The sequence below is a fragment of the Vreelandella jeotgali Hwa genome, from assembly GCF_000334215.1.
Lineage (GTDB): Bacteria > Pseudomonadota > Gammaproteobacteria > Pseudomonadales > Halomonadaceae > Vreelandella > Vreelandella jeotgali.
Genome location: NZ_AMQY01000023.1, coordinates 84,101 through 110,167, shown reverse-complemented (window position 1 = coordinate 110,167; position 26,067 = coordinate 84,101). Strand labels below are relative to the sequence as shown.

At 63.0% G+C, this 26,067-nt stretch carries 24 protein-coding genes and 1 tRNA gene; 13 read left to right on the top strand and 12 right to left on the bottom strand.

What is annotated here, in order from left to right:
• Nucleotide 1: 1 nt before the first annotated feature.
• Together C793_RS0110925 and C793_RS0110920 are read left to right on the top strand one after the other, a co-directional pair.
• On the top strand, nt 2-820 hold the full coding sequence (locus C793_RS0110925) for a symmetrical bis(5'-nucleosyl)-tetraphosphatase (RefSeq protein WP_017430983.1): 819 nt from the start codon (nt 2-4) through the stop codon (nt 818-820).
• A complete protein-coding gene (locus C793_RS0110920) occupies nt 817-1,953 on the top strand; it encodes a tRNA nucleotidyltransferase/poly(A) polymerase-related protein (RefSeq protein ID WP_017430982.1) in 1,137 nt (378 codons plus the stop codon). The genes C793_RS0110925 and C793_RS0110920 overlap by 4 nt, the downstream gene beginning before the upstream one ends.
• Here the strand turns inward: C793_RS0110920 and C793_RS13895 are convergent.
• From C793_RS13895 to tsaD, 3 genes are read right to left on the bottom strand one after another with little or no spacing between them, the layout of a single operon-like run.
• Nucleotides 1,869-2,438: a 2-amino-4-hydroxy-6-hydroxymethyldihydropteridine diphosphokinase gene (locus C793_RS13895; protein ID WP_017430981.1), complete on the bottom strand. Its 570-nt coding sequence runs from the start codon at nt 2,436-2,438 to the stop codon at nt 1,869-1,871. The two genes, C793_RS0110920 and C793_RS13895, sit on opposite strands and share 85 nt — an antisense overlap.
• On the bottom strand, nt 2,435-2,827 hold the full coding sequence (gene folB / locus C793_RS0110910; protein ID WP_017430980.1) for a dihydroneopterin aldolase: 393 nt from the start codon (nt 2,825-2,827) through the stop codon (nt 2,435-2,437). The genes C793_RS13895 and folB overlap by 4 nt, the downstream gene beginning before the upstream one ends.
• On the bottom strand, nt 2,824-3,894 hold the full coding sequence (gene tsaD, locus C793_RS0110905; protein ID WP_017430979.1) for a tRNA (adenosine(37)-N6)-threonylcarbamoyltransferase complex transferase subunit TsaD: 1,071 nt from the start codon (nt 3,892-3,894) through the stop codon (nt 2,824-2,826). The genes folB and tsaD overlap by 4 nt, the downstream gene beginning before the upstream one ends.
• Nucleotides 3,895-4,127: 233 nt before the next feature.
• Between tsaD and rpsU the strand changes: the two genes are divergently transcribed.
• The 3 genes from rpsU to rpoD all read left to right on the top strand — a co-directional run bounded on the left by rpsU (nt 4,128) and on the right by rpoD (nt 8,521).
• On the top strand, nt 4,128-4,343 hold the full coding sequence (rpsU, locus tag C793_RS0110900) for a 30S ribosomal protein S21 (RefSeq protein WP_017430978.1): 216 nt from the start codon (nt 4,128-4,130) through the stop codon (nt 4,341-4,343).
• A gap of 259 nt (nt 4,344-4,602) precedes the next feature.
• On the top strand, nt 4,603-6,432 hold the full coding sequence (dnaG, locus tag C793_RS0110895) for a DNA primase (RefSeq protein ID WP_017430977.1): 1,830 nt from the start codon (nt 4,603-4,605) through the stop codon (nt 6,430-6,432).
• Between the two features lie 265 nt (nt 6,433-6,697).
• Entirely contained in the window at nt 6,698-8,521 is a 1,824-nt protein-coding gene (gene rpoD / locus C793_RS0110890; RefSeq protein ID WP_026106251.1) for an RNA polymerase sigma factor RpoD, read from the top strand.
• Nucleotides 8,522-8,638: 117 nt separating this feature from the next.
• Here rpoD and C793_RS0110885 read toward each other — a convergent pair whose 3' ends face one another.
• A complete protein-coding gene (locus C793_RS0110885) occupies nt 8,639-9,295 on the bottom strand; it encodes a hypothetical protein (protein ID WP_017430975.1) in 657 nt (218 codons plus the stop codon).
• Between the two features lie 142 nt (nt 9,296-9,437).
• Here C793_RS0110885 and C793_RS0110880 point away from each other — a divergent pair, with 142 nt between their 5' ends.
• The 4 genes from C793_RS0110880 (at nt 9,438) to mtgA (ending at nt 13,838) form a co-directional block, all read left to right on the top strand.
• Nucleotides 9,438-10,802, top strand: a complete 1,365-nt coding sequence (locus C793_RS0110880; RefSeq protein ID WP_017430974.1) for an L-serine ammonia-lyase — start codon at nt 9,438-9,440, stop codon at nt 10,800-10,802.
• Between the two features lie 127 nt (nt 10,803-10,929).
• Nucleotides 10,930-12,039: an S-(hydroxymethyl)glutathione dehydrogenase/class III alcohol dehydrogenase gene (locus C793_RS0110875; RefSeq protein ID WP_017430973.1), complete on the top strand. Its 1,110-nt coding sequence runs from the start codon at nt 10,930-10,932 to the stop codon at nt 12,037-12,039.
• 124 nt (nt 12,040-12,163) lie between these two features.
• Entirely contained in the window at nt 12,164-13,015 is an 852-nt protein-coding gene (fghA, locus tag C793_RS0110870) for an S-formylglutathione hydrolase (protein WP_017430972.1), read from the top strand.
• A gap of 121 nt (nt 13,016-13,136) precedes the next feature.
• Complete coding sequence (mtgA, locus tag C793_RS0110865; RefSeq protein ID WP_017430971.1) at nt 13,137-13,838, top strand: monofunctional biosynthetic peptidoglycan transglycosylase; 702 nt, start codon at nt 13,137-13,139, stop codon at nt 13,836-13,838.
• 39 nt (nt 13,839-13,877) lie between these two features.
• On the opposite strand, the gene C793_RS0110860 is transcribed toward mtgA, so the two are convergent.
• Nucleotides 13,878-14,642 carry an EAL domain-containing protein gene (locus C793_RS0110860; protein ID WP_017430970.1) on the bottom strand — a complete coding sequence of 255 codons (765 nt, stop codon included), beginning with the start codon at nt 14,640-14,642 and terminating at the stop codon, nt 13,878-13,880.
• A 211-nt stretch (nt 14,643-14,853) separates the two neighbouring features.
• On the opposite strand from C793_RS0110860, the gene C793_RS0110855 reads away from it, so the two are divergent.
• From C793_RS0110855 to C793_RS0110845, 3 genes are all read left to right on the top strand, one after another.
• Nucleotides 14,854-15,255 (top strand): DUF4168 domain-containing protein, encoded by a 402-nt coding sequence (locus C793_RS0110855; RefSeq protein ID WP_017430969.1) that lies wholly within the window; start codon nt 14,854-14,856, stop codon nt 15,253-15,255.
• Nucleotides 15,256-15,476: 221 nt separating this feature from the next.
• Nucleotides 15,477-17,408, top strand: coding sequence for a putative nucleotidyltransferase substrate binding domain-containing protein (locus C793_RS0110850; protein ID WP_017430968.1), 1,932 nt, complete (start codon nt 15,477-15,479; stop codon nt 17,406-17,408).
• Nucleotides 17,408-18,133: a 3'-5' exonuclease gene (locus tag C793_RS0110845; protein ID WP_017430967.1), complete on the top strand. Its 726-nt coding sequence runs from the start codon at nt 17,408-17,410 to the stop codon at nt 18,131-18,133. Before C793_RS0110850 ends, C793_RS0110845 begins: the two co-directional genes overlap by 1 nt.
• A 90-nt stretch (nt 18,134-18,223) precedes the next feature.
• Here the strand turns inward: C793_RS0110845 and C793_RS0110840 are convergent, their stop codons facing one another.
• The 7 genes from C793_RS0110840 to C793_RS0110810 all read right to left on the bottom strand — a co-directional run bounded on the left by C793_RS0110840 (nt 18,224) and on the right by C793_RS0110810 (nt 25,202).
• On the bottom strand, nt 18,224-19,858 hold the full coding sequence (locus C793_RS0110840; protein ID WP_017430966.1) for a BCCT family transporter: 1,635 nt from the start codon (nt 19,856-19,858) through the stop codon (nt 18,224-18,226).
• 35 nt (nt 19,859-19,893) lie between these two features.
• Nucleotides 19,894-20,322 carry a universal stress protein gene (locus tag C793_RS0110835; RefSeq protein ID WP_017430965.1) on the bottom strand — a complete coding sequence of 143 codons (429 nt, stop codon included), beginning with the start codon at nt 20,320-20,322 and terminating at the stop codon, nt 19,894-19,896.
• Between the two features lie 111 nt (nt 20,323-20,433).
• On the bottom strand, nt 20,434-21,303 hold the full coding sequence (locus tag C793_RS0110830; protein WP_017430964.1) for a glycine betaine ABC transporter substrate-binding protein: 870 nt from the start codon (nt 21,301-21,303) through the stop codon (nt 20,434-20,436).
• Between the two features lie 162 nt (nt 21,304-21,465).
• On the bottom strand, nt 21,466-22,335 hold the full coding sequence (locus tag C793_RS0110825; RefSeq protein WP_017430963.1) for a glycine betaine ABC transporter substrate-binding protein: 870 nt from the start codon (nt 22,333-22,335) through the stop codon (nt 21,466-21,468).
• Nucleotides 22,336-22,616: 281 nt separating this feature from the next.
• Complete coding sequence (locus C793_RS0110820; RefSeq protein WP_017430962.1) at nt 22,617-23,447, bottom strand: ABC transporter permease; 831 nt, start codon at nt 23,445-23,447, stop codon at nt 22,617-22,619.
• Nucleotides 23,447-24,649, bottom strand: a complete 1,203-nt coding sequence (locus C793_RS0110815; protein ID WP_017430961.1) for a quaternary amine ABC transporter ATP-binding protein — start codon at nt 24,647-24,649, stop codon at nt 23,447-23,449. Before C793_RS0110815 ends, C793_RS0110820 begins: the two co-directional genes overlap by 1 nt.
• Nucleotides 24,650-25,125: 476 nt before the next feature.
• A tRNA-Ile gene (locus C793_RS0110810) sits at nt 25,126-25,202 on the bottom strand.
• 246 nt (nt 25,203-25,448) lie between these two features.
• On the opposite strand from C793_RS0110810, the gene C793_RS0110805 reads away from it, so the two are divergent.
• Nucleotides 25,449-26,063, top strand: coding sequence for a glycine zipper 2TM domain-containing protein (locus C793_RS0110805; RefSeq protein WP_017430960.1), 615 nt, complete (start codon nt 25,449-25,451; stop codon nt 26,061-26,063).
• The last annotated feature ends 4 nt before the right edge of the window (nt 26,064-26,067 follow it).

Sequence of the window (26,067 nt, the reverse complement as noted above, 5' to 3'; positions counted from 1 at the left end):
TATGAGCACCTACGTTATCGGCGATCTGCACGGCTGCCGTGATGCCTTTGTCGCGCTGCTGGAAACGCTGTCGTTCGATCCGGCCAAAGATCAAATTTGGCTGGTGGGCGATCTGGTCAACCGCGGGCCGGACTCGCCGGGCTGCGTGCGCGAAGCCCGAGCGTTGGGCGATTCGGTGCGCTGCGTGCTGGGCAACCACGACCTTCACTGTCTGGTCGCCGCCCGTAGCGGCCACCTCAAGCCCGGCAGCGACTTTGCGGCAGTGGCCCATGCCGCCGACGGCGACGCCCTGCTGGACTGGCTGCAGAGCCAGCCGCTGGCCGTACGCCGGGGCAATACCCTGATGACCCACGCCGGCATTATCCCGGCGTGGAGCCTCAGCCGGGCGGAAGCGCTTGCCGCCGAGGTGGAAACCGCGCTTGCCGGCGACCGGTCCGGCGATTTTCTGGCCCGACTGTTCGGCGATGAGCTCCGCCGCTGGCGCGACGAACTGGAGGGGATGGATCGGCTGCGCTGCATTGTCAACGTCATGACGCGCATGCGCTTTATCGATGGCCGGGGGCACCTGGACTTTACCGGCAAGCGCGGCCTGGATAGCGCGCCGGCAGGTTTTCGGCCCTGGTTTTGCTACCCCCGCGACGATGACGCCACGCTGCTGTTCGGCCACTGGGCGGCGCTGGAAGGCCGGACGCCGGGCGCGCAGGTGGACGCTCGGGCGTTGGATACCGGCTGTGCCTGGGGCGGTACGCTTACCGCGCTGGAGCTGGAAAGCGGCCGTCGTATCCAGGTGCCCGGTCTGGTTGAGGAGACAACGCGATGAGCCGGGCAGGTGATAGCGCCCCGGAAGCCGGACTGGACGTTTACCGCGTGGGCGGTGCGGTGCGCGATGCGCTGCTGGGCCGCCCGGTATGGGACAACGACTGGGTGGTTGTCGGCGCCACGCCCGACGCCATGCGCAAGCGAGGCTTCAAGCCCGTGGGCCGCGACTTCCCCGTGTTTCTCCACCCGCAAACCGCCGAGGAATACGCCCTGGCGCGCACCGAGCGCAAGGCCGGCCACGGCTACTCGGGCTTCAGCGTCCACGCCAGCCCCGATGTCACTTTGGAAGACGATCTGGTGCGCCGGGATCTCACGGTCAACGCCATCGCCGAGGCGCCGGACGGCACCCTGGTGGACCCCTACGGCGGCCGCGACGATATCGAACGCCGCCGGCTGCGCCACGTTTCTGCGGCGTTCAGCGAAGACCCGCTGCGGGTGCTGCGCACGGCGCGCTTTCTCGCCCGCTACGCCGAGCTCGGCTTTACCATCGCCGCCGAGACTCGCGCGCTGATGCAAACCGTCAGCGAAAGCGGCGAGCTGGCCCACCTTGCCGCCGAACGCGTGTGGACGGAAAGCGAAAAGGCGCTGGGCGAGCCGCGTCCCGAGGCCTATTTTCGCGCGCTGGAGGAGTGCGGAGCGCTCGACGCCTGGTGGCCGGAGCTCTCGGATACGAGCCTCGACGCCTGCCTTGAGGCCATTCAGACGCTGCCCGACTGGCCGGATTTTGCGCTGGCCCACTGGCGCTACGCTCGCCTGGTCACGCCGCTGGAGGAGGAGGCGCGCATTGGTCTCGCCGAGCGCCTTAAGCTGCCCCGGGCCGTGGCACAGCTGGCCCGCTACAGCGCCGCTACGGCAAGGCTGGTAGAGGCGCCGCTGACCGTTGCGGCGGTGATGGCCTGGCTGAACGGCCAGGACAGCTGGCGCAACCCCGAACGCGCGCGGGCGCAGCTGGCGCTGGTGAAAGTGCTCGCGCCCGAGAAGCACGCAGCGCTTGAGCAGGCCTTTGATCAGGCCGCGGCGGTCAGCCCGCAGACGCTCATGGCGGAAGGCTATAAAGGGGCCGAGCTGGGCAAGCAGATCGCCGTCAGCCGCGGCGAGGCCGTGGCCCGCGCGCTTGCCCACAGCTCGGCGTAGGTCTCGCCGATACGGGGGTGGTGCGCCCGGGGCACCAGCTCGGCGAGCGGCCGGAGCACAAAGGCGTACGCGGTGATATCCGGATGCGGCAGGGCAAAAGCCCGCCCGCCGGGGCCGGTGAACTCGCCGCACAGCTCGCCCACGGCCAGCAGGTCAATATCGATGGGATGGGTGGTTGCCCCGGCGCTTTTCGGCAGGCGGCCCTGAGCACGCTCCTGCGCCATGCACCAGGCTTTTATCTCCGTTGGCGCGGCGTCGCTGAAAAGCGCCACCGCCATATTGTGAAAGACAGACGCCGAACCCGCATCGGGGCGGTTCGCCCCGGTGCTTTCTATATCGATACTTTGTATATCCTCGCTTTGATACACCGGTGAAACCTGTATGGCACCAAAGCGGGCTTCCAGCGCGGCCAGGCAGCGCCGGATGTTGGCGAGGGCGTCGCGGTTGCTGCCCAGCCCCAGCAGTATCTGTCGCGGCTCGCTCACGTCCGGGCTTCGCCTTTTTCGGGCGCCGGCGGGGCAAAACTGCCCCGGGTTATTTCAAGCCCTACGCTTGACGCTGCCGGTACCGCGCCGGGCTTGCGCAGCGTCAGCGTGATGCCGGCAATGCCGAACGCTTCGCGCAGGGTAGCTACCAGCCGTTCGGCAAAGGTTTCCACCAGCTCAAAGCAGTGGTCGGCGGCAAAGCGTTGGATGCGCTCGCAGACGGCCGCGTAGTCCAGCGTCAGCGCCAGATCGTCGGTGGCCGCTGCGGGGCGGATATCGGTGGCCAGCGTGAGATCCAGGCTCAGGCGTTGCTGAACGCTACGCTCCCAGGCGTAAACGCCGATCACGGTGTCCACTTCCAGCGCTTCGATCACGATACGGTCGGTCATGGCGTGGGGGACTCCGTCTCAGCGCCGGCGGGGGCGCGCAGCTGCTCAAGTGGCCAGCGCGGGGTCGCCTGCATTTGGCCAGGGGTATCGCGTTCCCCGGCGGCCAGGCGCTGGGCGCCCACGTAGGCAATCATCGCGCCGTTGTCGGTACAAAAGCGTCCGCGCGGATAAAACGCGGCGGCCCGGCGTTTGGCGCAGGCCTTGGCCAGGCCTTCGCGCAGGCGGGCGTTGGCGCTGACGCCGCCGGCCACCACCAGCCGCTTGAGGCCGGTGTCATCCAGCGCTCGGCGGCATTTGATCGTCAGGGTATCCACCACGGCGTCTTCAAAGGCGCGGGCCACGTCAGCGCGCCCCTGTTCGGTGAGCTCGCCGGCGGCGTTGAGCTTATGGATGGCGGTCAGGGTATGGGTCTTGAGCCCCGAGAAGCTGAAGTCCAGCCCCGGGCGGTCGGTCATCGGCCGGGGGAAGCGCAAGCGCGCGGGGTCGCCCTGTTCGGCCAGCCTGGCGACGTGGGGGCCGCCGGGGTAGGGTAGATCGAGCATTTTGGCGGTCTTGTCGAAGGCTTCGCCGGCGGCGTCGTCCACCGACTCGCCCAGCAGGCGATACTCGCCCAGACCCTGTACCTCTACCAGCTGGGTATGCCCGCCGGATACCAGCAGCGCGACAAAGGGGAACGCCGGGGCGTCGTCTTCCAGCATCGGCGCGAGCAGGTGGCCTTCCATGTGGTGCACGCCCAGGGCGGGAATGTTCAGCCCCCGGGCCATGCCGTGGGCGGTGGCGGCACCCACCATCAGCGCGCCGACCAGCCCCGGGCCGGCGGTATAGGCGATACCGTCGAGCTCGCCGCGGGTCATCCGGGCGTCGGCCAGCACCTGTTCCACCAGTGGCAGCAGTTTGCGGGTGTGGTCCCGCGAGGCCAGCTCCGGCACCACGCCGCCGTAGTCGGCGTGCATGGCTACCTGACTGTAAAGGGCATCGCCCAGAAGGCCATCGCCGCCGCTGAGCGCGGTATCGTAAACGGCTACGCCGGTTTCATCGCAGGATGTTTCAATGCCCAGTACGCGCATAGCGAGCGTTTTCCCGTCCGGTTCAAGGTAGAGGTCATTTACAGGAGCCGGGAGTCTAGCATTTTCCCGCAACGGCGTTGAGGCTGCACCTGGTTGTCAGTTGCAAAAATACCGCTCGACGACTAGAATACGGTGCGCTGTAAAAAAACCGATCGTGCACAGTGGTGCTCAGCGCGCCTTGGGCATGAACGGACTATCCGAACTCAAGACTCCTTAAGGTAGGTGAGTGCTTAATGCCTTCTGTTAAAGTACGTGATAACGAGCCGTTTGACGTCGCGCTGCGTCGTTTCAAGCGTTCCTGTGAAAAAGCCGGCGTTTTGTCCGAGGTTCGTCGTCGTGAAAGCTACGAAAAGCCGACGGCCGAGCGCAAGCGCAAGGCAGCTGCCGCAGTCAAGCGTCACGCCAAGAAGCTTCAGCGTGAACGCAAGCGGTTCGAACGGCTCTATTGATCCGTACGGCAAGAGCGCCCGTTCCGGCCGCTCTTGCCTGGAAGGACAGCAAACGGCCGCCGGTCCGGTGGCCGTTTGTTTTTTCATGGCGTACGGGAAATTGTCGTCCCGCATTCCCCGGGCATAAACGGCTCCGGGCATGGTCGGACACTTGACCGGTATCGGGGCAGCGGACTGTGGTAATGCCAGGGCGTTATGCCGTGCTATTACCGGAGGCCGGGATTTATCCAGCGCCGTGGCGGTCGGAGGCAGATAGCTCATGGCTGGCCGTATTCCCCAGCATTTCATCGATGACCTGCTATCCCGGGTCGACGTGGTTGATATTGTCGGCGCCCGGGTTCAGCTGAAAAAGGCCGGACGCAACCACGCCGGTCTTTGTCCCTTCCATCAGGAAAAGTCGCCCTCGTTTACCGTGAGTGCCGACAAGCAGTTTTATCACTGCTTCGGCTGCGGTGCTCACGGCAATGCGCTGCGCTTTCTGATGGAATACGAGCGGCTGGGGTTTCCCGAGGCGGTGGAACAGCTGGCGACCGGCCTGGGAGTGGAGGTAGAGCGCGAAGGCGCCGACGACCCACACGCTCGGCAGCGCGAACAGAAGCGCAAGCAGGGCGTGAACCTGCTGGAGCTGGCCGCGAGCTTTTATCGCGAGCGCCGTGTCATGCCGGAAGGCAGCGGCGCCCGGAACTATCTGCAGGAGCGCGGCCTGTCGCCCGAGGTCATCGACGCCTACGGCATCGGCTATGCCCCCGACGGCTGGGAGGCGCTCAGGCGCCACCTGAGCGAGCGTGGTGTCAGCGATGCGGTGCAGGTCGAGTACGGGCTGCTGGTGCACCGCGAAGACAGCGGGCGTACCTATGACCGCTTTCGCGATCGGGTGATGTTTCCCATCCGCGATCTGCGCGGGCGTACCGTGGCCTTTGGCGGCCGGCTGCTGGGCGACGGAAAGCCCAAGTATCTGAATTCGCCGGAAACCCCGGTGTTTCACAAGGGGCGCGAGCTGTACGGGCTGTACGAGGCGCGCAAGGCCCCGGGTAAACTCGATCAGCTGGTGATTGTCGAAGGGTACATGGACGTGGTGGCGCTGGCCCAGTTCGGCGTGCGCAACGCCGTGGCCACGCTGGGCACCGCCACCACCGAAGAGCACTTGAAGCGGCTGTTTCGTCTGGTCAACCGGGTAGTGTTCTGCTTTGACGGCGACCGTGCCGGGCGCCAGGCCGCCAGCCGCGCGCTGGATACCGCGCTGCCGCAGATGCTTGACGGCCGCGAGGCGCGCTTTCTGTTTTTGCCCGACGGTGACGATCCCGATGATCTGGTGCGTCGGGAAGGCGCTCAGGCGTTTACCGACCGCGTTACCTGTGCCATGCCGCTGTCGGAGTTTCTTTTTGAGCAGGCGGCAAGCGGTCAGGATCTGCAGACGGTGGAAGGCCGCGAGCGCTTCGCCAGCGATGTGCTGGCCGCGCTGAACCGGGTGCCCGGGGGCATGTTGCAGTCGCTGCTGCTGGAAGAGCTGGCCGAACGCAGCGGCCTGCGTCAGGAGCAGCTGCAGACATTGCTGGCGCGACTCGACACCTCGGCGCCGTCGTCTCCGGCCGGCGCTGCTCCGGATGCGGCGCCGCCCCCTTCGGCGGGCGAGCCGGATGAAACAGCGGAGCGCTGGGCGCTCGAGGTGCTGTCGCCCGAAGGCCGGGTGCTGCAGCTGCTGCTCCACGAGCCGCGCCTGGTCGACGAGCTGCCGCAGGCACTGGAATGGTTGCCGGGCAGCCCCGAGGGCGAGCTCTGCCGAGAGCTGATAGCGCTGCTGCAGGCCGGGCGCTATACCAGCCCGCAGGTGGTGCTGTCGCACTTTCAGGGCAGCGCCCAGGGGCAGACGCTCGCCGTGCTTGCTCGCCGGGAGCTGTTGATTCCGCGCGAGGCGCGAAAAGCCGAACTGGAAGGGCTGGTGGCGCACCTTGAGCGCAAGCATCAGTCGCGCTCGCCGAGGCAGGAATACGACAATCTGCTGGCCCGGGAGCAGGCCGGCGAGAAACTGGACAAATCACAGAAGCAGCGGTTGGCCAGCCTGGTCATGGAACTGGCGGCCGGCCGCTGACAGGCGATCATGCCGTGGGGCAGTGATTCCGCCGGGGCCGGAAAGCAGGAGGCAGGGTTGAACTTTGTCGTCTTCAACACCATCTAGGCAACAAACGCGGGACGCCGGCCCAACCAAACAAGCTAACACACCGCAGTGACCGCGCAAACAGGCTACGCTGGAAACGTGACCGGGGCCAACGCTATACTGTTCGGCTTTCCGGGCGCTTTGGCTACGTCGCTTGCGCGTCAGGTGCTTCATTCTTCTTCGTCGAGATAGGTTTTCTATGGCTGGAAATGCGCAGCAGCAGTCACGTCTGAAGGAGTTGATCGCGCGGGGTAAGGAGCAGGGCTACCTTACCCATGCCGAGGTCAACGACCATCTGCCCGAGGATATTGCCGATCCCGAGCAGGTAGAAGACATCATCGGCATGATCAACGACATGGGTATCAGCGTTGTCGAGATCGCGCCCGATGAAGATACCTTGATGATGTCGGACCAGTCCACGGACGAGTCGGCCGCCGAGGAAGCCGTCGCCGCCCTGGCCGCGGTGGAAAGCGATGTCGGGCGTACCACCGACCCGGTGCGCATGTACATGCGCGAAATGGGTACGGTCGAGCTGCTGACCCGGGAAGGCGAAATCAAGATTGCCAAGCGCATCGAGGAAGGCACGCGCGGCGTGATGTCGTCGCTGGCGTATCTGCCCGGGGCGGTGGCATCGGTACTTGAAGCCTACGATGCGACCCAGGACGAAGAAGCTCCGGGGCGGCTCTCGGACATTTTCTCCGGCTTTATCGACCCCGACGGCGGTATTCCCGACGTCGCCGAGGCCGAAGAGCCCGAGCCCGTGCCCGATGATCCCGACGCCGAAGACGAAGAAGAGGAAGCCAGCGAAGGCGGCCCCGACCAGGAAGAGGCTCGCGCCCGGTTCGAGCAAATCCGTGAAGTCAACGCCGAAGTCGAGGCTGCGTTCGAGCAATACGGTGCCGGCAGTGACGAGCTCAGGGCCCGTCAGGCGCGGCTCGCCGAGCTGTTTTCGCCGATCAAGCTGGTGCCCAAGCACTTTGAGCGTCTGGTGGGGCAGGTGCGCGTCAGCATCGAGCAGGTGCGTGCCCATGAAAAGACCATCATGCAGCTGTGTGTGAAAAAAGCCAAAGTGCCGCGCAAGACCTTTATCAAGTCGTTCCCGGGCAACGAGTCGCGCAAGGACTGGCTGAGCGAATTTCAGCAAGCCTCGCCGCGCTACGCCGATCGGCTGGAGCCGCTGCGCGCGGATATCGCTCGCTCCCAGCGCAAGATTGCCTTTGAAGAAAACATGGTGCGCCTGAGCGTTGGCGAGCTCAAGGAAGTCAACCGCCAGATGTCCATCGGCGAAGCCAGAGCGCGCCGGGCGAAAAAGGAAATGATCGAGGCCAACCTGCGGCTGGTGATTTCCATTGCCAAGAAGTACACCAACCGCGGGCTGCAGTTTCTGGACCTGATTCAGGAAGGCAACATCGGCCTGATGAAAGCGGTCGACAAGTTCGAATACCGCCGCGGCTACAAGTTCTCGACCTACGCGACCTGGTGGATTCGTCAGGCGATTACCCGCTCGATCGCCGACCAGGCGCGCACCATCCGTATCCCGGTGCACATGATCGAGACCATCAACAAGCTGAATCGCGTCTCGCGCCAAATGCTGCAGGAAATGGGCCGCGAACCCACGCCGGAAGAGCTGGGCGAGCGCCTGGAAATGCCCGAGGACAAGGTGCGCAAGGTGCTCAAGATCGCCAAGGAGCCGATCTCCATGGAGACGCCCATCGGTGACGACGACGACTCGCACCTGGGCGATTTCATCGAGGACAGCACCATGCTGCTGCCCATTGACCTGGCGACGGGCGAGGGTCTGGTCGAGTCAACGCGCAACGTGCTGGGCGGCCTGACCGCGCGCGAAGCCAAGGTGCTGCGCATGCGCTTCGGCATCGACATGAACACCGACCATACGCTGGAAGAGGTGGGCAAACAGTTTGACGTAACGCGGGAGCGTATCCGTCAGATCGAGGCCAAGGCGCTCCGCAAGCTGCGCCACCCCAGCCGCTCCGAACCGCTGCGTTCCTTCCTCGACGAGTAGGTTTCCCACACGAGTCGGTTTCTCACGCTGCACAGCGCGTCGCGCAGCGTGCCCTGTAAAAAGCCCGCCGGTGCATGCACCGGCGGGCTTTACGTTTTAAGGAGCAAATGAGCCCGGTCAGCCGGGCATGGCGGCCTGCTGGCGGTCGCGATGAAGGCGCCGAGCCAGCAGTAGCAGTTCGATCATGGCAAACAGGATCAGGCTGTAGCCCAACAGCTCGACAACTTCTTCGGCCATGCTTTTGACACTGCCCATGTAGCCGTCGCCCATGACCGCCTGCCAGAATATCTTGCGCCCGTACAGCCGCGAAAACGCATAGGTCGTCAGCAGGCCGGCACTGAACAGTCCCAGCGAAAAACTCCCGCTGTATTCGGCCATTTCGGCGCTGAAACGGCGCCGGTGAACCAGTACCCAGGTAATGCTCGGCAGCACGACAAGGGCAACCAGCACTTTCCATACGTGCCGGCCGGCGTAATGATCCAGCAGCGCATCCTGCTCGCGAATCAGCGAAGCGGCGAGAAAAGCCAGCAGCAGCAGGGTGACGTAAGGCCAGACCTTGAGCACCTGGCGGACATACAGCAGGATGGCGCAGCCGCTGGCCAGCACCAGCGACTGGGTCAGCTCGGTCAGGCCCAGCTCTGAAAAGCGGAGCTCGGGCAAATAGCGGGCCTCCAGCAGAGCGATTTGGGCAATCGCCCCGGTAACGATAAAATAAACCAGTGTGCGCAGTACGAGCGCACCGGAGCCGGCAGAAGAGGAAGAAGGAGATGGCATGTGGCGTCCTGGATCGCGTGACCGCTGGAGACGTTGCGGCCGGAAGTTAAACATTCGTCTATGAATGTCATACTATCGCGTTATGCTGCGTTGTGCACGACAACATGACAGTGATACTCATCTGCAACTCATGAGGGGACAAATGGCGATTAGCGTATTTGACCTGTTTCGTATCGGGATTGGCCCGTCAAGCTCGCATACCGTGGGCCCGATGCGCGCAGCTCAGGAGTTTTCTCATGCCCTGACCGATGCCGGCGTGGACCGCGTGGAAGTGACGCTGCGCGGCTCGCTGGCCGCGACCGGACGGGGCCACGGGACCGATAGTGCGGTGATCATGGGGCTGGCCGGAGAAAGCCCCGAAACGATTGATCCCGACAGCATTGATGCCCGGCTGGAAGCGCTGGAAAGCGGCGAGCCGCTGACGCTGCCCCACGGCCAGGCACTCGCCTTTTCACGCCGGGACGATATCCGCTGGGACGACAGCTGCCTGCCGTTTCACCCCAATGCCATGCAGTTGGTGGCCTGGAGCGGCGAGCGTCAGGTCGCCGCCAACACCTACTATTCGCTGGGCGGCGGGTTTTACGTGGATCAGGCGACCGCCGATCGCGGCGGCTGCGATGAAGATACCACCGCGCTGCCGCATGCGTTTACCAGCGCCGTTGAGCTGCTGACGCTGTGCCGGCGTCATGAAATGTCCATCAGCCAGCTGATGATGGCCAACGAGCTCACCTGGCGCAGCGAGTCGGACATCCGCGAGTCGCTTTTGCAAATCTGGTCCGCCATGCGCGACAGCATCGACAAGGGGCTGGAGGCCGACGGCAACCTACCCGGCGGGCTGAATGTGCGCCGCCGAGCGCACCAGCTGCATCAGCAGCTCGAGCAGCCGCAGGATCCGGGACTGATCGTGAGCACGTTTTCGCTGATGGACTGGGTCAACCTCTTTGCGCTGGCGGTCAACGAGGAAAACGCGGCGGGGCGGCGCATGGTAACCGCGCCCACCAACGGCGCGGCGGGCATTGTCCCGGCGGTGCTGGCGTATTATCTCAAGTTTGAGCCCGAAGCCAGCGATGACGACGTGGTCAACTTTCTGCTCACCGCCGGCGCCATCGGCATACTCTGCAAGGAAAACGCCTCGATCTCGGGCGCCGAAGTCGGCTGCCAGGGCGAGGTAGGGTCGGCCTGCGCCATGGCGGCGGCCGGCCTGGCGGAGGTACTCGGCGGCAACGTCGACCAGGTGGAAAATGCCGCCGAAATTGGCCTGGAGCACAACCTGGGGCTGACCTGCGACCCGGTCGGCGGGCTGGTGCAGGTGCCCTGTATCGAGCGCAACGCGATTGCCTCGGTCAAGGCCATCAACGCCGCGCGCATGGCGCTCCACGGCGATGGCGAGCACTTTATCTCGCTGGACAAGGTAATTCGCACCATGCGCGATACCGGCCGCGACATGCAGGAAAAATACAAGGAAACCTCGAAGGGCGGGCTGGCCGTCAACGCCATCGAGTGTTAAGTCGCAGAACGGCCGGACAGGCACCCAAACGCCGGCCAAATGCGGTAATCTGTCCACCGAACACATAATCAAAGGCGTGTGCCGACGCTATCGGCGCACCGCCATGCTGACAACGAGGAGAGTATTAATGAAATCGCGTGCTGCGGTGGCATGGGAAGCCGGCAAACCGCTGGAAATTACCGAGATTGACGTCGAAGGCCCCAAACAGGGCGAGGTGCTGGTGCGCCTGGTCGCCACCAGCGTGTGCCACACCGACGCCTATACGCTTTCCGGCGCCGATCCGGAAGGCAACTTCCCCGCCGTGCTGGGCCACGAGGGCGCGGGCGTCGTCGAGGAAGTCGGCCCGGGCGTGAGCAGCGTGAAGCCCGGCGACCACGTTATTCCGCTCTACACCGCCGAGTGCGGCCAGTGCAAATTCTGCCTGTCGGGCAAGACCAACATGTGCAGTAGCGTTCGGGCGACACAGGGCAAGGGCGTCATGCCCGACGGCACCTCGCGCTTTTCGCTGGACGGCCAAAAGCTGCACCACTACATGGGCTGCTCTACCTTCAGCGAATACACCGTGCTGCCGGAAGTATCGCTGGCAGTGGTGTCGAAGGAAGCGCCGATGGACAAGATCTGCCTGCTGGGCTGCGGCGTGACTACCGGTATCGGCGCGGTGATGAATACCGCCAAGGTCGAGCCCGGCGCCACCGTGGCGGTGTTCGGCCTTGGCGCCATCGGTCTGGCGGTGATCCAGGGCGCGCTGATGGCCAAGGCCAGCCGCATCATTGCCATCGACGTCAACCCGGAGAAATTCAAGCTGGCCGAGCAGTTCGGCGCCACCGATTGCGTCAACCCCAATGATTACAGCGGTTCGATTCAGGAAGTGATTGTCGACCTGACCGACGGCGGCGTGGACTACTCGTTCGAGTGCATCGGCAACGTCAACGTCATGCGCTCGGCGCTTGAATGCTGCCACAAGGGCTGGGGCGAATCGATCATCATCGGTGTGGCCGGCGCCGGCGAGGAAATCGCCACGCGGCCGTTTCAGCTGGTCACCGGACGGGTCTGGAAAGGCTCGGCGTTCGGCGGCGTGAAAGGGCGTACCGAGTTGCCGGGCTATGTTGACCAGTACATGAAAGGCGAGATCAACATCGACGACTTCATTACCCACGACAAGCCGTTCGAGAAGATCAACGACGCCCTCGACCTGCTGCACGCCGGCGAGAGTATTCGTACCGTACTGCACTATTGATCGTAACGGCGCGGTGATCGGGGAGTGTGGCTGACCCACCGCCCGAATATAGACGTCAGTTCCATCTGCGCGGCCCTGGGCCGCGCCTTGCGCGCCAATGCGCGGGTATTAACGGGAGCCTGCCATGAGCATGAGTGAAACCCTGGAGTTAGTGTCGGAAAACCGCAGCTTTGGCGGCCGGCATCAGCGCTATCGGCATTATTCGCGGGCGCTGGACTGCGACATGATTTTTGCCGTCTACCTGCCACCCCAGGCCGAGGACAGTCGGGTGCCGCTGCTGTGGTGGCTGTCGGGGCTGACCTGCAACGACGAAAACTTCATGCAGAAGGCCGGGGCCCAGCGTCTGGCCGCCGAGCTGGGCGTGGCGATTATCTGCCCGGATACCAGCCCCCGGGGCACCAATGTGCCAGGTGAGCACGACAGCTTTGATCTGGGGTCGGGCGCCGGCTTCTACGTCAACGCCACCCAGGCGCCGTGGAAGGCGCACTACCGCATGTACGACTACATTGTGGAAGAGCTGCCTTCGGTCGTCCGGCTGCACTTCCCGGTCAACGGCCGCGAATCCATCAGCGGTCATTCCATGGGAGGGCACGGCGCGCTGATGCTGGCGCTGCGTCATCCCGGCCGTTTCCGCTCGGTATCGGCCTTTTCCCCCGTGGTGAATCCCATGGAGTGCCCCTGGGGGCAGAACGCCTTTCGTCACTACCTGGGCGAGGACAAGTCGCGCTGGCGCCCTTACGACGCCTGCGAGCTGGTCGCCAACGGCGCGTCCCGCCAGCGGCTGTTCATCGATCAGGGCGAGGCCGACAACTTCCTTGACGAACAGCTCAAGCCCGGGCATCTGGAGGCGGTGTGCGAGGCCCACGATCATCCGCTGACGCTGCGTCGCCAGCCGGGCTATGATCACAGCTACTTCTTCATTGCCTCCTTCATTGAAGACCACCTGCGCTACCACGCCGAGCACTTGTATAAGTAAACGCCGCCAACAAACCGCGCCCGCCCGCGCCGGTAAAGAGAGCAGCAAGCGCCGTGGGTCGGCTACCCGGCCGCAAGCGAAGTCCCGCCGTCACGGTCGCTTGCGCCTGGCGGCGGGTGCTTTGGGGCAGCGTCTGGTGCGGCTGCTGGCGCGCCTGGCCGTGGCCTTTATCCTGCTGTCCGTGGCGCTGGTGCTGCTGTTTCGCGTCGTGCCGCTGCCGGGCTCGATGGTCATGGTCGAGCGCAAGGTGCAAAGCTGGGTGGAAAGTTCGCCGATGCGCCTGGACTACCGATGGCGCAGCCGGGAGGCGCTGGCCGATACCGCTAAAATTGCGGTGTTGGCCGCCGAGGATCAGCGGTTTCCCGATCACCACGGTTTTGACCTGGTGGAAATTCGCCGCGCGCTGGCCACTCGCCTCGACGGCGGTGGTCTGCGCGGTGCCAGCACGCTTAGCCAGCAGACCGCCAAGAATGTGTTCCTGTGGAGCGGCCGCAGCTGGCTGCGCAAGGGGCTCGAGGCGTGGTTTACCCTGCTGATCGAGCTGCTTTGGGGCAAGGAACGCATACTCGAAGTCTATCTCAACGTGGCCGAATGGGATCGCGGGGTGTTCGGCCTCGAAGCCGCTTCGCAGCACTACTTCGGCGTGCCGGCGAGCGAGCTTAATGCCCGCCAGGCAAGCCGGCTGGCGGCGATTCTCCCCGCCCCGCGGACCCGCAGCGCCGCCACGCCGTCGCCCGCGGTGGCTCAGCGCAGCCGCTGGATTCGCCGGCAGGTGAGTAACCTGGGCGGCACCCGCTATCTCGAGCGTCTGGACGACGGTTGAACGCACGTCGCCTGACCAGCGTTCCGCTTGCCCGGACCGTCAGGCAAACTTCTCGGGGGCAATATCGGCAATGGCCTCAAAGGCCGGGCGCGCATAGTAGAAACCCTGCTGGACCGGCATGCCGAGATCAACCAGGCAGCGGGACTCTTCCCGGGTTTCGACTCCCTCGGCCACCAGCGCCACGTCGAGGCTTTCGGCCAGGGTGGCAATGCCGCGCAGCAGCGCCTGGCGGCGAGTGTCGGTATCGCAGCCCATCACCAGCTGGCGGTCCACCTTGAGCGTATCCGGACGCAGCTCGGTGAGCAGGTCCAGGTTGGCATAGCCACTGCCGAAATCATCCAGCGAGGTGGTAAATCCCATGGCGCGGTAGCTATCAATGATGCTCCGCATGTGGGCGCGATCCTGGACTCGCTCGGTCTCGGTAATTTCAAAATTGAGCCGTTCGGTGGGCCAGCCCACGCGCCGGGACGTTTCCAGCGTTGCCTTGATGCACGCCTCCGGTTCATAGACCGCGTTGGGCATGAAGTTGATGGACAGCGGCTCCTGCATGCCCAGCCGGCTGGCAAGCTCGATGGCCTTGATGCGACACGCCTGGTCAAAGCGGTACATCAACTCATCGGTCACGCCGTGGAGGATGCTACCGGCGGATTCACCGTTCGGGCCGCGTACCAGAGCCTCGTGGTACACGGTGGTATGCCGGTTGACGTTGACGATGGGCTGGAACGCCATGGTGAAATCAAACGGTACGGGCGTATCGCACCGATTGCAGTGGTGATCAACACGAGCGCAATGATGCTGGGTCATGGTGAATAATGCCTTTGTGTCTGGTCGTGTACGGGAAAGTCTGGTGTTGAAAGGTCCGGTGGCCGGACAGGGCGCGGATTAGCCGGGTGCCGGCACGCGCCGGCCGACATGGGTTGCCGCGTCAGTTACATTTTGAAACATTAAATCAGGAACCTGCGGTAAATGCCAGCGTCCCATGAGCACACTCACAATATCCCATGAGGTTCGATTCATGCCACGCTTTACCGCCCTGTTCTCTGCTGCGCTACTTGCTACCGGCCTGATGGCAGGCGCTGCCCAGGCCCAGCAAACCACAGACGATGCAGCACAGGCCCCGTCGCCCAGCGCCGAAGCGCCGGCTCAGGATTTCAGCGATTCCCAGCTTCAGCAGTTTGCCGATGCGTCGCAGGAAATTGCCGTCGTCTCTCAGGAGTATACCCAGCGTCTGCAATCCGCTGAAGGCGAAGAAGCCCAGCAGGACGTGCGCGCCGAGGCCAACGAGAAAATGATTCAGATCGTTGAGAACAGCGGCCTGGACGTGGATACCTTCAACGCTATCGGTCAGGCGATCCAGCAGGATCCCGAAATGATGCAGCGTGTTCAGAAAATGGCCGGTGACAAGGGCCAGTCCTGAGATCCCGACAGTAGACAATGACTGACCGCCTGAGAGCGGTCGGCCAGCACAAGTCGCTGCCTCGAACGGCGGGAATCCGATCCGCCCCGGCAGCCTTGCGAAAAATCCCGGTGCCGATGCGCCGGGATTTTTTGTGAGTAAAACATCAAGGCTTTACCGGTATAGCCGGGCCACTGCAAAATAGTACCTTACACTGTTTCGACCAGGTTTCAGGGGGCCGCATGGACGCCGATATAATGGAACTCCGCCAGCACATGAGTCAGTTTCCGCCGTTCAATGCGTTGAGCGACGCGCTGCTGGACGAGGTGGCCGGGCAGGTGGAAGTGCGCTACTTCAAGGCCGGCAGCGATGTGTTGCGGCTCAATGAAGAGGCGCGCGAGCTTTGCTACATCCGCAGCGGGGCGGTCGAGGTCTACCGCCGTCAGGGGGATCTGCACAACTGCCTGGGCGAAGGGGATATTTTCGGCCACTTCAACCTGCTGCGCGACCACAAGGTGCGGTTTCCCGCCAGGGCGATCGAAGACACCCTGATCTACTTCATTTCCGACGCGATGTTTATTCAGCTCTGCGAACAGGACGAGCACTTTGCCGACTTTGTCGAGTTGGAGCGTCCGCGTCTGGAAACGGCGGCCAGAGACCAGCGGCAGTCCAACGACATGATGATTACCCGGATTCGCCGCCTGCTGTCCCGCGCGCCGGTGATGGTGGATGTGGATATCAGCGTTCAGGATGCCGCCCTGCGCATGAGCGACGACCAGGCCTCGGCGCTGCTGGTCACACGCGAATGCAGCGCCCAGGATGCGCGCCGTTTCCGCGACGACCAGGGGCGCCATCGCCGGATTCACGGCATCATGACCAACAGCGATTTTCGCACCCGCATCGTGGGCCGCGGATTATCCGCCCAGACGCCGGTCGGCGAAGTGATTTCGCCGGCGCTGCTCAGCGTGCAGGCGGATGTCTCCATCTACGAAGCGATGCTGACCATGCTGCGCAACAATGTTCACCATTTGCCGGTGCTGTATCGCCAGCGGCCCATGGGCATTGTTCACCTGTCGGATATTATTCGCTACGAGACCCACAGCGGGCTCTATCTGGTGAGCAATATCTTCAGCCGCCTGAGCGTTGAAGGCCTGGCGCGGCTGGCACCCGACGTGCGCGCGGCCTTTTCGCGCATGGTGCAGGAAGGCGCCAACTCGCAGATGGTCGGCAGCGCGCTGTCGACCATCGGGCGCAGCTTTGTCCGCCGGCTGTGCGAGCTGGCCGAAGAGTCGCTGGGGCCGCCGCCGGTTTCCTATGCCTTCATGGTCAACGGTTCCATGGCGCGCAACGAGCAAAGCATCGTCACCGATCAGGACAACGCCCTGGTGCTCGACGATACCTTTGACCCGGCGCAGCACGACGACTATTTCCGTCGCCTGGCGGTCTTTGTCACCGACGGGCTGGATGCCTGCGGCTATACCTACTGCAAGGGCGATATCATGGCCACCAACCCCCGCTGGCGCCAGCCGCTGCGGGTGTGGAAAGGCTATTTCCGCGACTGGATGACCCATCCCACCCCCGAAACCCTGCTGCACAGTTCGATTTTCTTCGACCTCGACAGCGCCTTCGGCGAAGCCGGGCTGGTGGAGCAGCTGCAGGATCTGGTCGCCGGGCAGGCGCCGCATTCGCCGCGCTTCCTTGCCGCCATGGCGCGCAATGCGCTCAACCGTACGCCGCCGCTGGGGTTTTTCCGCACCTTCGTCATGGAAAAGGACGGCAAGCACAATAATTCCATCAACCTCAAGCGCCGGGGCACGGCGCCCATGGTCGATGTGATCCGCATTCACGCCCTGGCCTGCGGCTCCAAGGCCCAGAACACCTTTGAGCGGCTGGATGCCATTCATCAGACCCGGGTGCTGGGATCCGGCGTCAGCGACAAACTGCGCTATGCCTTCGAGTTCCTGTGTATGTCGCGCCTGCGCCACCAGGCCATCGATATCGAAAAGAACCGTACGCCGGACAACAACATCGAACCGGAAAACGTCGAAAGCAGCGAGCGCCATACCCTCAAGGACGCTTTCCAGGTCCTCAGCAATGCGCAGAAATTTCTCAAATTCCGCTATCCGCAGCCGTCTGCCAATCCGTCATCGTCAGGGCATCGGGAGCGCTCCTGATGCGCGGCATCCGGCCACGGCACAAGGTGGTTCAGGCCGACTGGGGCGCCTACCTGGGTGACCGCGCGGCCCGTGCCCGGAGCAGCGCCGTACGGGATTTTTTTGCCACGCCGGCTCCGGCTGCCGAGACGCCGATAGACGAAGTGCCGATGGTGGCGCTGGATATGGAAACCACCGGCCTGGACGAGCGTCGCCACGCGATTGTCAGCGTGGGTATGGTGCCATTCACGCTGGGGCGTATTACCCCGGCCCGGCGGCGCTACTGGGTGGTCAAACCGTCGCGGCCGCTGTCCGGCACGTCCATTGCCTACCACCACATTACCCATTCCGAAATTGCCGGCGCGCCGGACTTCGATAGCGTGATCGACGAGCTGCTACCGCTGCTGGCCGGGCGCATTGTGGTGGTGCACTTTCGCAACATTGAGCGCCCCTTTCTCGACGCTGCGGTTCGCGTGCGCCGCGGCGAGGGCGTGCTGTTCCCCATGATCGATACCATGTCGATAGAAGCGCGGCGCTATCGGCAGAGCCTGTGGGCGCGTTTCCGCCGCTGGCTGGGGCGTCCGCCGGTCTCCATCCGGCTCAATGCCAGCCGCGCCCGCTATGGTCTGCCCGCCTACCAGGGACACCATGCGCTGGTCGACGCGCTGGCTACGGCCGAGCTGCTGCAGGCGCAGGTGGCCAGCCACTACCATCCGCAAACCCCGCTGGGCGCTCTGTGGTGCTGATACCGCCGCGCCCGTAACGCTACCGTTCGGCCATGAAAAAGGGCAGCCCGCAGGCTGCCCCAATAGTCAACGGCTGACGGTGGCTACCGTTTAGCCGCGCGGTTCGCTCATCAGTCCCTTGACGATCGAGTAGCACCCGACCAGCAGGATCAGAGCAAACGGCAGGCCGGTGGTGAGTACCGCCGCCTGCAGCGCTTCGAGACCGCCGCCCAGCAGCAGGGCAATGGCGATGAAGCCCTCGATCAGCGCCCAGAAAATGCGCTGCGGTTTGGGCGCGTCGACCTTGCCGCCGGCGGTGATGGAGTCGATTACCAGCGAGCCGGAATCCGACGAGGTGATGAAGAACACCAGCACCAGCACGATACCTACAAAGGATGTAACGGCAGAGAGCGGCAGCTGACCCAGCATTTCGAACAGCTGAAGCTCGTTGGCAGCATCCCTGGCACCTTCAAAACCGGCGAGCAGCTGGTCAATGGCGGTGCTGCCGAAAGCGGTCATCCAGAGTACGGATACCAGCATCGGCACCAGCAGTACGGCGATCAGGAACTCACGCACGCTGCGGCCGCGGCTCACCCGGGCGATAAACATGCCCACGAACGGCGACCAGGAAATCCACCAGGCCCAGTAGAAAGCGGTCCAGCCGCCGACGAAGTTGGAGTCGTCACGGCCGAACGGCATGGAGAGCGCCGGCAATTCCTGGAAGTAGGCCAGCAGGTTATCGAAAAACCCGGTAGCAATAGCCAGAGTTGGGCCTACGCCGATGACAAAGAACAGCAGCAGGAAGGCCAGCGTCATGTTGAGCTGTGAAAGACGCTGCACGCCCTTGTCCACGCCGGCGACCACGGAGCCCAGCGCCACAATGGTAATGCCCAGAATCAGCAGCACCATGGTGACGTTGTTGTTGGGAATGCCGAACAGGTACTCAAGCCCTGCCGATGCCTGGGTCGCGCCCAGCCCCAGCGAGGTTGCCAGACCGAACAGCGTGGCAAACACCGCGAGGATGTCGATGACGTGACCCGGCCAGCCCCAGATACGCTCGCCCAGCACGGGGTAGAAGATCGAGCGCATGGTCAGCGGCAGGCCCTTGTTGTACGAGAACAGCGCCAGTGCCAGAGCCACTACGGCGTAGGTACCCCAGGGATGCAGGCCCCAGTGATAGATGGTGGAAGCCATGCTCAGCCGAATGGCGCCGTCGGTGTCACCTTCGGCGCCGGCCAGCGGTGCCCAGGAGCCGCCGTTGACCGATGTGCCAAAGTGCGTCATCGGCTCGGAAACGCCGTAGAACATCAGGCCGATGCCCATGCCCGCCGCAAACAGCATGGCGAACCAGCCGGCGTAGCTGAAGTCGGGTTTGGCGTCGGCGCCGCCCAGGCGGACCTTGCCCAATGGCGTGAAAATCAGCGCCACGGTGAGTATCACGAAAATATTGGCGGCCAGCAGAAATACCCAGCTGAGGTTATTGGTCAGCCAGCCCTTGGCGCCGGCAAACAGCGGGCCCATCTGGTCGGGCAGTGCCAGGGTGAGTACCACAAAAATCAGAATGACCAGCGCGGAAAAGGTAAAAACCTTGCCGTGCAGGTCAAAGTCGATACCGAATTTGCTCGACTTGATGTTGTCCTGACCGATCACGTAATCCGTGTCGATCAGGTTGGCGGCCCCCGAAGGCGCCGGTATGCCCTGGCCACCGTCTTCCGGCGGTGCCTGGTGCGTATCGTCATTAGCCATGAGCTATCTCTCCTGCAGTTAACGACGTAGGGAAGTTATTTGTCCTGCGGGGCGCGTACCAGAAAGATCGAGCTGCTGGTGCGTGCCGCTACCTTGTCGCCATTGGCGGGAATAATGGCATCGAGTGACCTGGGCAGGTGGGTGGCCATGATGACAAGGTCGGCATTGGTGTCATCCACGGCGTCCACCAGCAGATCATCCATGTTGGCGATCGGATCGGGTGACTGATAGACCTTTGCCGTTACCGGGCGGCCGTGCACCGAATGGCGCTGCTGGGCAAAGGCTTCGAGTTTCTGCTCATACTCGCCGGGCGTACGCGCCACGCTGCTTGGCGTGCCGGTGGTAATGCCCACGTAGGTAATGTTGGCGTCGTAGTGGCGCGCCATGTCGGCGACGACTCCCAACGCCGGTTCCAGTGTGTCCATGTGCGCAAGGTCCACCGGCACCATGATGTGCTGAAACATACTAATCTCCCTGATTTGCTTGCCGAGACGTGTTGTGCTTAAAAAGGCCACGCTGCATGGCGTGGCCTGGTAAGCAAAAGTATCGTCCGGGAAGGACGACCGGGTGGTCGCTTAGCCGTCAATCCACTCGTTGACCATGTCCGGGTGCTCGTCAACCCACTTTTCAGCGGCTGCCGAGGGATCATCGCCTTCTTCCTGCATCAGCATGACGGCGTTCATGTCGTCTGATGACCATTCAAAGTTTTCCAGAATGGCATAGGCGCCGGGCAGGTCGTCTTTCAGTCCCTGGCGTGCAATGGTGTGGATCTGCTCGGCCCCGCCGTAGGTTTCCTTCGGATCGTCGAGGAACTTGAGGTCCCAGCGAGCGAGCATCCAGTGCGGCGTCCAGCCGGTGACGGCGATATCCTCGTTGTTGTCGATGGCGGTCTTGAGGGCAGCGGTCATGGTGGCACCGCTACCGCTGACCAGATCATAGTCGAGGTCGTATTCCTCGACGGTTTTGCCGGTCAGGCGCATGACGCCGGCGCCCGGATCGATACCGGTGATCTTGCCGTCGAAGCTGTCGACGTGATCGTTCATATCGGCGATGGAGTCAACATCGCTGTATTCGGGAACCACCATACCCAGTTTGGCGCCCTCAAGGCTTACGCCCACGTCGACCACGTCATCCTTGAGCTTGGCGTAGTAATCTTCGTGGGTGACGGGCAGCCAGCCGGCGAGGAAGGCATCGGTGTCGCCGGTAGCGACTGATTGCCACATGGCAGCCGCCGTCAGCGACGAGGTCTTGACGTCATAGCCGGCGTCTTCCAGCACGGCTTTCATGACTTCAGTGGAAGCAACGGTGGATGCCCATTCAACGTAGGACAGGTTGACCGTGCCCTTGTCGGCGGCGATGGCGCTGCCGCCTGTTGCCAGGCCGACGCCGGCCAGCAGCGCTACTGAAGCGGTACGGATACGATGGGTCAGTACAGATGTTGTCATGGTGTCTTGGCTCCCTTGTCAAGTGACGCGCACCCTGTTGCCTGAAAATAAAGGTTGTCCTGGCGTATAAGGCGCACGTATTAATGGTTGTATTCATCCGGCGATAGAATCGCCGGATGAATAGGTACCAGCATCATGCAGGCGTGACGACCGCTTGGTCGCTTAGCCGTCAATCCACTCGTTGACCATGTCCGGATGCTCATCAACCCACTCTTCAGCGGCTGCTGCAGGATCATCGCCTTCTTCCTGCATCAGCATGACGGCGTTCATGTCGTCCGGTGACCACTTGAAGTTGTCGAGAATCGCGTAGGCGCCGGGCATGTCGTCCTTCAGCCCCTGGCGGGCGATGGTGTGGAGCTGCTCGGCGCTACCGTAGGTGCCTTTCGGGTCGTCGAGGAACTTGAGGTCCCAGCGAGCGAGCATCCAGTGCGGCGTCCAGCCGGTAATGGCGATATCCTCGTTGTTTTTGATAGCGCTCTGGAGGGCTGCCGTCATGGTGGCACCGCTGCCGCTGACCAGATCATAGTCGAGGTCGTATTCCTCGATGGTCTTTTCGGTCAGGCGCATGACGCCGGCGCCCGGATCGATACCGGTGATCTTGCCGTCGAAGCTGTCGACGTTGTCGTTCATGTCGGCGATGGAATCAACGTCGCTGTATTCGGGAACTACCATGCCGAGTCCGGCACCCTCGAGGTTAATGCCAACGTCGACCAGGTCATCCTTGAGCTTGGCGTAGTAGTCCTCGTGGGTAACGGGTAGCCAGCCGGCGGTGAAGGCGTCGGTATCGCCGGTGGCGACCGACTGCCACATGGCAGCGGCGGACAGCGACGTGGTCTTGACGTCATAGCCGGCGTCTTCCAGCACGGCCTTCACGACTTCGGTGGAGGCCACGGCGGATGCCCACTCAACGTAGGACAGGTTGACCGTGCCCTTGTCGGCAGCGACGGCGGTGCCGCCTGTTGCCAGGCCGGCGCTGGCCAGCAGGGCCACTGAAGCGGTGCGGATACGGTGGGTCAGCACAGATGTTGTCATGGTGTCTTGGCTCCCTTGGGAAGTGACGTGCGCCCTGTTGCCCGGAAATACAAAGCTGTCCGGGAATATAAAGCGCACGTATTGATAGCTGTATGTGACCGGCGAGGTGCCGCCGGAGGGGCGTGTACCAGCATCATGCGGCAGACTGAAGTACAACTTGTACTGTCATTGTCCTGCGTGCGAGTACAGCCTAACACCAGTACAGCGTGGTAATGAAACCACCGCGGATCAAGGCGGGCTTGATCCGGCGGTGTCCTGACGACACGCCGAAAAGGGCGTGCCTAGCTGCGCGAGCCGCGCAGTGACTGGGTCAGTCGGTCCAGCAGCATGGCCAGAATGACCACGGCGATACCGGCCTCGAAGCCGTCACCCGGGCGCAGGCGCTGGATAGCGCGCCAGACTTCACTGCCCAGGCCGTCGGCGCCGATCATGGCCGCGATGACGACCATGGAGAGCGCCAGCATGATGGTCTGGTTGATACCCGCCATCAGCGTCGGCAGCGACAGCGGCAGCTGAACCTTGAACAGCTTCTGGCTCCGGGTGGCGCCGTAGGCATCGGCGGCCTCGATGAGGTCGCTCGGTACCTGGCGGATACCCAGGGTGGTAAAGCGAATCGCCGGCGGCATGGAAAAGATAACCGTGGCGAAGATGGCCGACACCGAGCCGATACCGAAAAACGGAATGGCCGGAATCAGATAGACGAACGCCGGCATGGTCTGCATGAAGTCGAGTACCGGCATGATGCCGCGGTAGAGTCGCTCGGAAAGCGCAGCGGCAATACCCACCGGCAGGGCGATGACCACGGCAACCAGGGTGGCAATCACCACCAGCGTCAGCGTCTCGATCATCGGATCCCAGAGGCCCATGTTCCAGATCAATGCCAGCCCTGCGGCGGCACCGATTGCCAGACGGGTAGAAGAGGCCTTCCAGCAGAGCGCGACGATGATCGCCATCAGCGCCCATTCGGGCAGCCACATCAGCGAGTTATTGAGGCCGTCGATGCCGGTTTGCGTAACGCGGGAAATACCGCGGGTGACGATCGAGTATTCGCTGGTCAGCCAGTTAAGACCGCCCTCGATCCAGCTCCCGAGGGGAATGCGTACGATATCCATTATTGGTCTCCTGCCCGTGCAAGTTCATCCAGAACGGCGCCCTTCACCACGACGCCAAGAAGACGTTCTTCGTCGTCTTCCACGGCAATGGGAAAGCCCTTTTCACTGAACATGGCAAACAGGTTCTGCATGGGCTCATCGGGCTTCACGCGACGGAAGTCCTGAGTCATGTAGTCCAGCACCGTATCAGCGCCCTGGTCGATCGCCTGGCTGGCTGCATCCACTTCCAGTAGACCGAGCAGTTTGCGGTTGCGACCCATGACATAAATGGAATCGATGCTGTTTTCGCGCATCTTGTGCAACACCGTGCGCGGCCCGTCGGTTTCCCTGGCCGTCTCGCGCACGCGGCGCATGGCGTTTTCCGCCGTGAGGATGCGCGACATGTCGACCCCCTCGATGAAACGACGCACGTAGTCATCGGCGGGGTTGGTCAGAATCTCCTCGGGCGTGCCGTTCTGGACGATTTCGCCATCCTTGAGCAGCACGATGCGATCCCCGATGTTGAGCGCTTCGTCGAGGTCGTGGGTAATGAAAACCGTGGTTTTCTGGGTTTCCGCCTGCAGCTGCATGAGCTCCTGCTGCATGTCCTTGCGGATCAGCGGGTCGAGCGCGGAGAACGCCTCGTCCATCAGCAGCACGCTGGCATCGTTGGCCAGTGCCCGTGCCAGGCCGACGCGCTGCTGCATGCCGCCCGACAGCTGGCTGGGATAGGCGTCTTCCCAGCCGTCCAGGCCAACCTGAGCCAGGGAGTTGCGCGCCAGCTTGAAGCGTTCGCTCTTGCTGATGTTACGCACTTCAAGACCGAACTCGGCGTTTTTCTGTACAGTACGGTGGGGGAAGAGGGCGAAGTTCTGGAATACCATGGAAAAATGCCGGCGGCGGCATTCCAGCAGCGCCTTTTCGCTCAGATCGGGGATGTTTTCATCGTCGATGACGATTTCCCCTTCACTGGTGTCGATCAGGCGGTTAAGGCAGCGGATCAGGGTGGATTTGCCCGAGCCGGAAAGCCCCATCACCACCAGCAGCTCGCCTTCGTGGACATCGAAGTCGATGTTGGAAAGCCCCAGCGTCTGGCCGGTCTGCTCGAGTATTTCCGGGCGTTTCATCCCCTGGTTGCGTAGCTCCAGCGCTTTTTCGGGATGCTTGCCAAAAACCTTGCTGAGCCCGCGTACCTTGATTTTGACGTTTTGATTGTCGTCCATAGGCATGCCTGGTTGGTGAAAAGAAATCACGCCCGGGTAAGGCACGACCCCAAACCGGCTGGCCCGGAAAACACCGAGTCAGCTCGGCTGCTGTCGATCACCATAACGAGACAAGGCGTGCAATACGTAAAACAGTATTGCCACGCACTATACATAAATGCCCCGGACCTGTCACAAAGTGTATTCAACGGTACCCGGCGGCTATTTTGTCGGCGCTGTCGCCAATGCCGTCGCGGATATGGCCGGAAACCGCCGAAATCGGCCGGCTGGCAAGCGGAAGCCTGCGCGAGGGTCGCGTCGCATCGAGGTACGTGTCATCGCGGAAAGACAAAATAGAAGAAACGAGAGGGGAATAAGCCGAGTGAGGCAGCCAACCCATTATTAGGCAGGTAAGGCAGGTAAAAACCGGTAAGAAAAGCTGGAAATGAAAAAAAAAGGGCGTAATAAAAACAAGGGGGTAATAAACAGGGGCGCGATGGTGGGCCCAGCCGGACTTGAACCAGCGACCAAAGAATTATGAGTTCTCTGCTCTAACCAACTGAGCTATGGGCCCATCGCGGGAGGGCGCATTGTACCGGATGCGGAAAAGCGAGGCTACACTTGAGCGCCTACCGATGCGAGCCCCCTTCCCGGCTTCGACAAATATCGTGCAACCTGCGCTGTCGCCTTCAACGGCAGGGGCAGCCTGGTTATCCTCCGGTCCGAGTCAAGTGCACTCCTTGAGAGTGACGATACGACCAGAATTCAAAACACGGCAGAGTTTCAAAACACGCCGGATTGTTGGACGGGAGGACAGTCGATGAGCAAGTCCATTGTTGTGGGTTCCACGCTTGCCCTGCTGGGCCTGGGCGGTTTGGCGCTGGGCGCCTGGCAAATTCAGGACCAGCCGAATCAGCCCGAGTACGCCGATATTATTGACGTCGAGGCGCTGACGCACACCGTCGAGACGCCGCGCGAAAAGTGCGAAGAGGTGCAGGTTCAGGAGCCCGTCAGGCAACAGCCTCAGCAGCAGGCGCAAAGCAGCGACCCCAACAAGCTGCTGGGGTCAGCGGCCGGTGCGGTCGTGGGAGGACTCCTGGGTAACCAGGTCGGCGGCGGCAGCGGCAAGGACATTGCCACGGCGGCCGGCGCGATTGGCGGCGGCCTGGCGGGGCGTGAAGTTCAGGAACGGGTGGAAAACCGCCAGCGTGCCGAAGCGGCGGCGTCGCAGCCCAAAACGCGTACGGTCACCCGCGAACAGTGCCGGACCGTCACCGATACCCACGAGGAAACCGACGGCTATAAGGTGTCGTGGCGTGATCAGGGCGGTATGCACACCACCCGCCTGGACGAAAAGCCGAACGGTGATCGCGTTAAGCTGAAAGACGGCTCGCCGGTCTGGAACCAGGCGTCGCAAGGCGCCGACGATGCCTGATGGG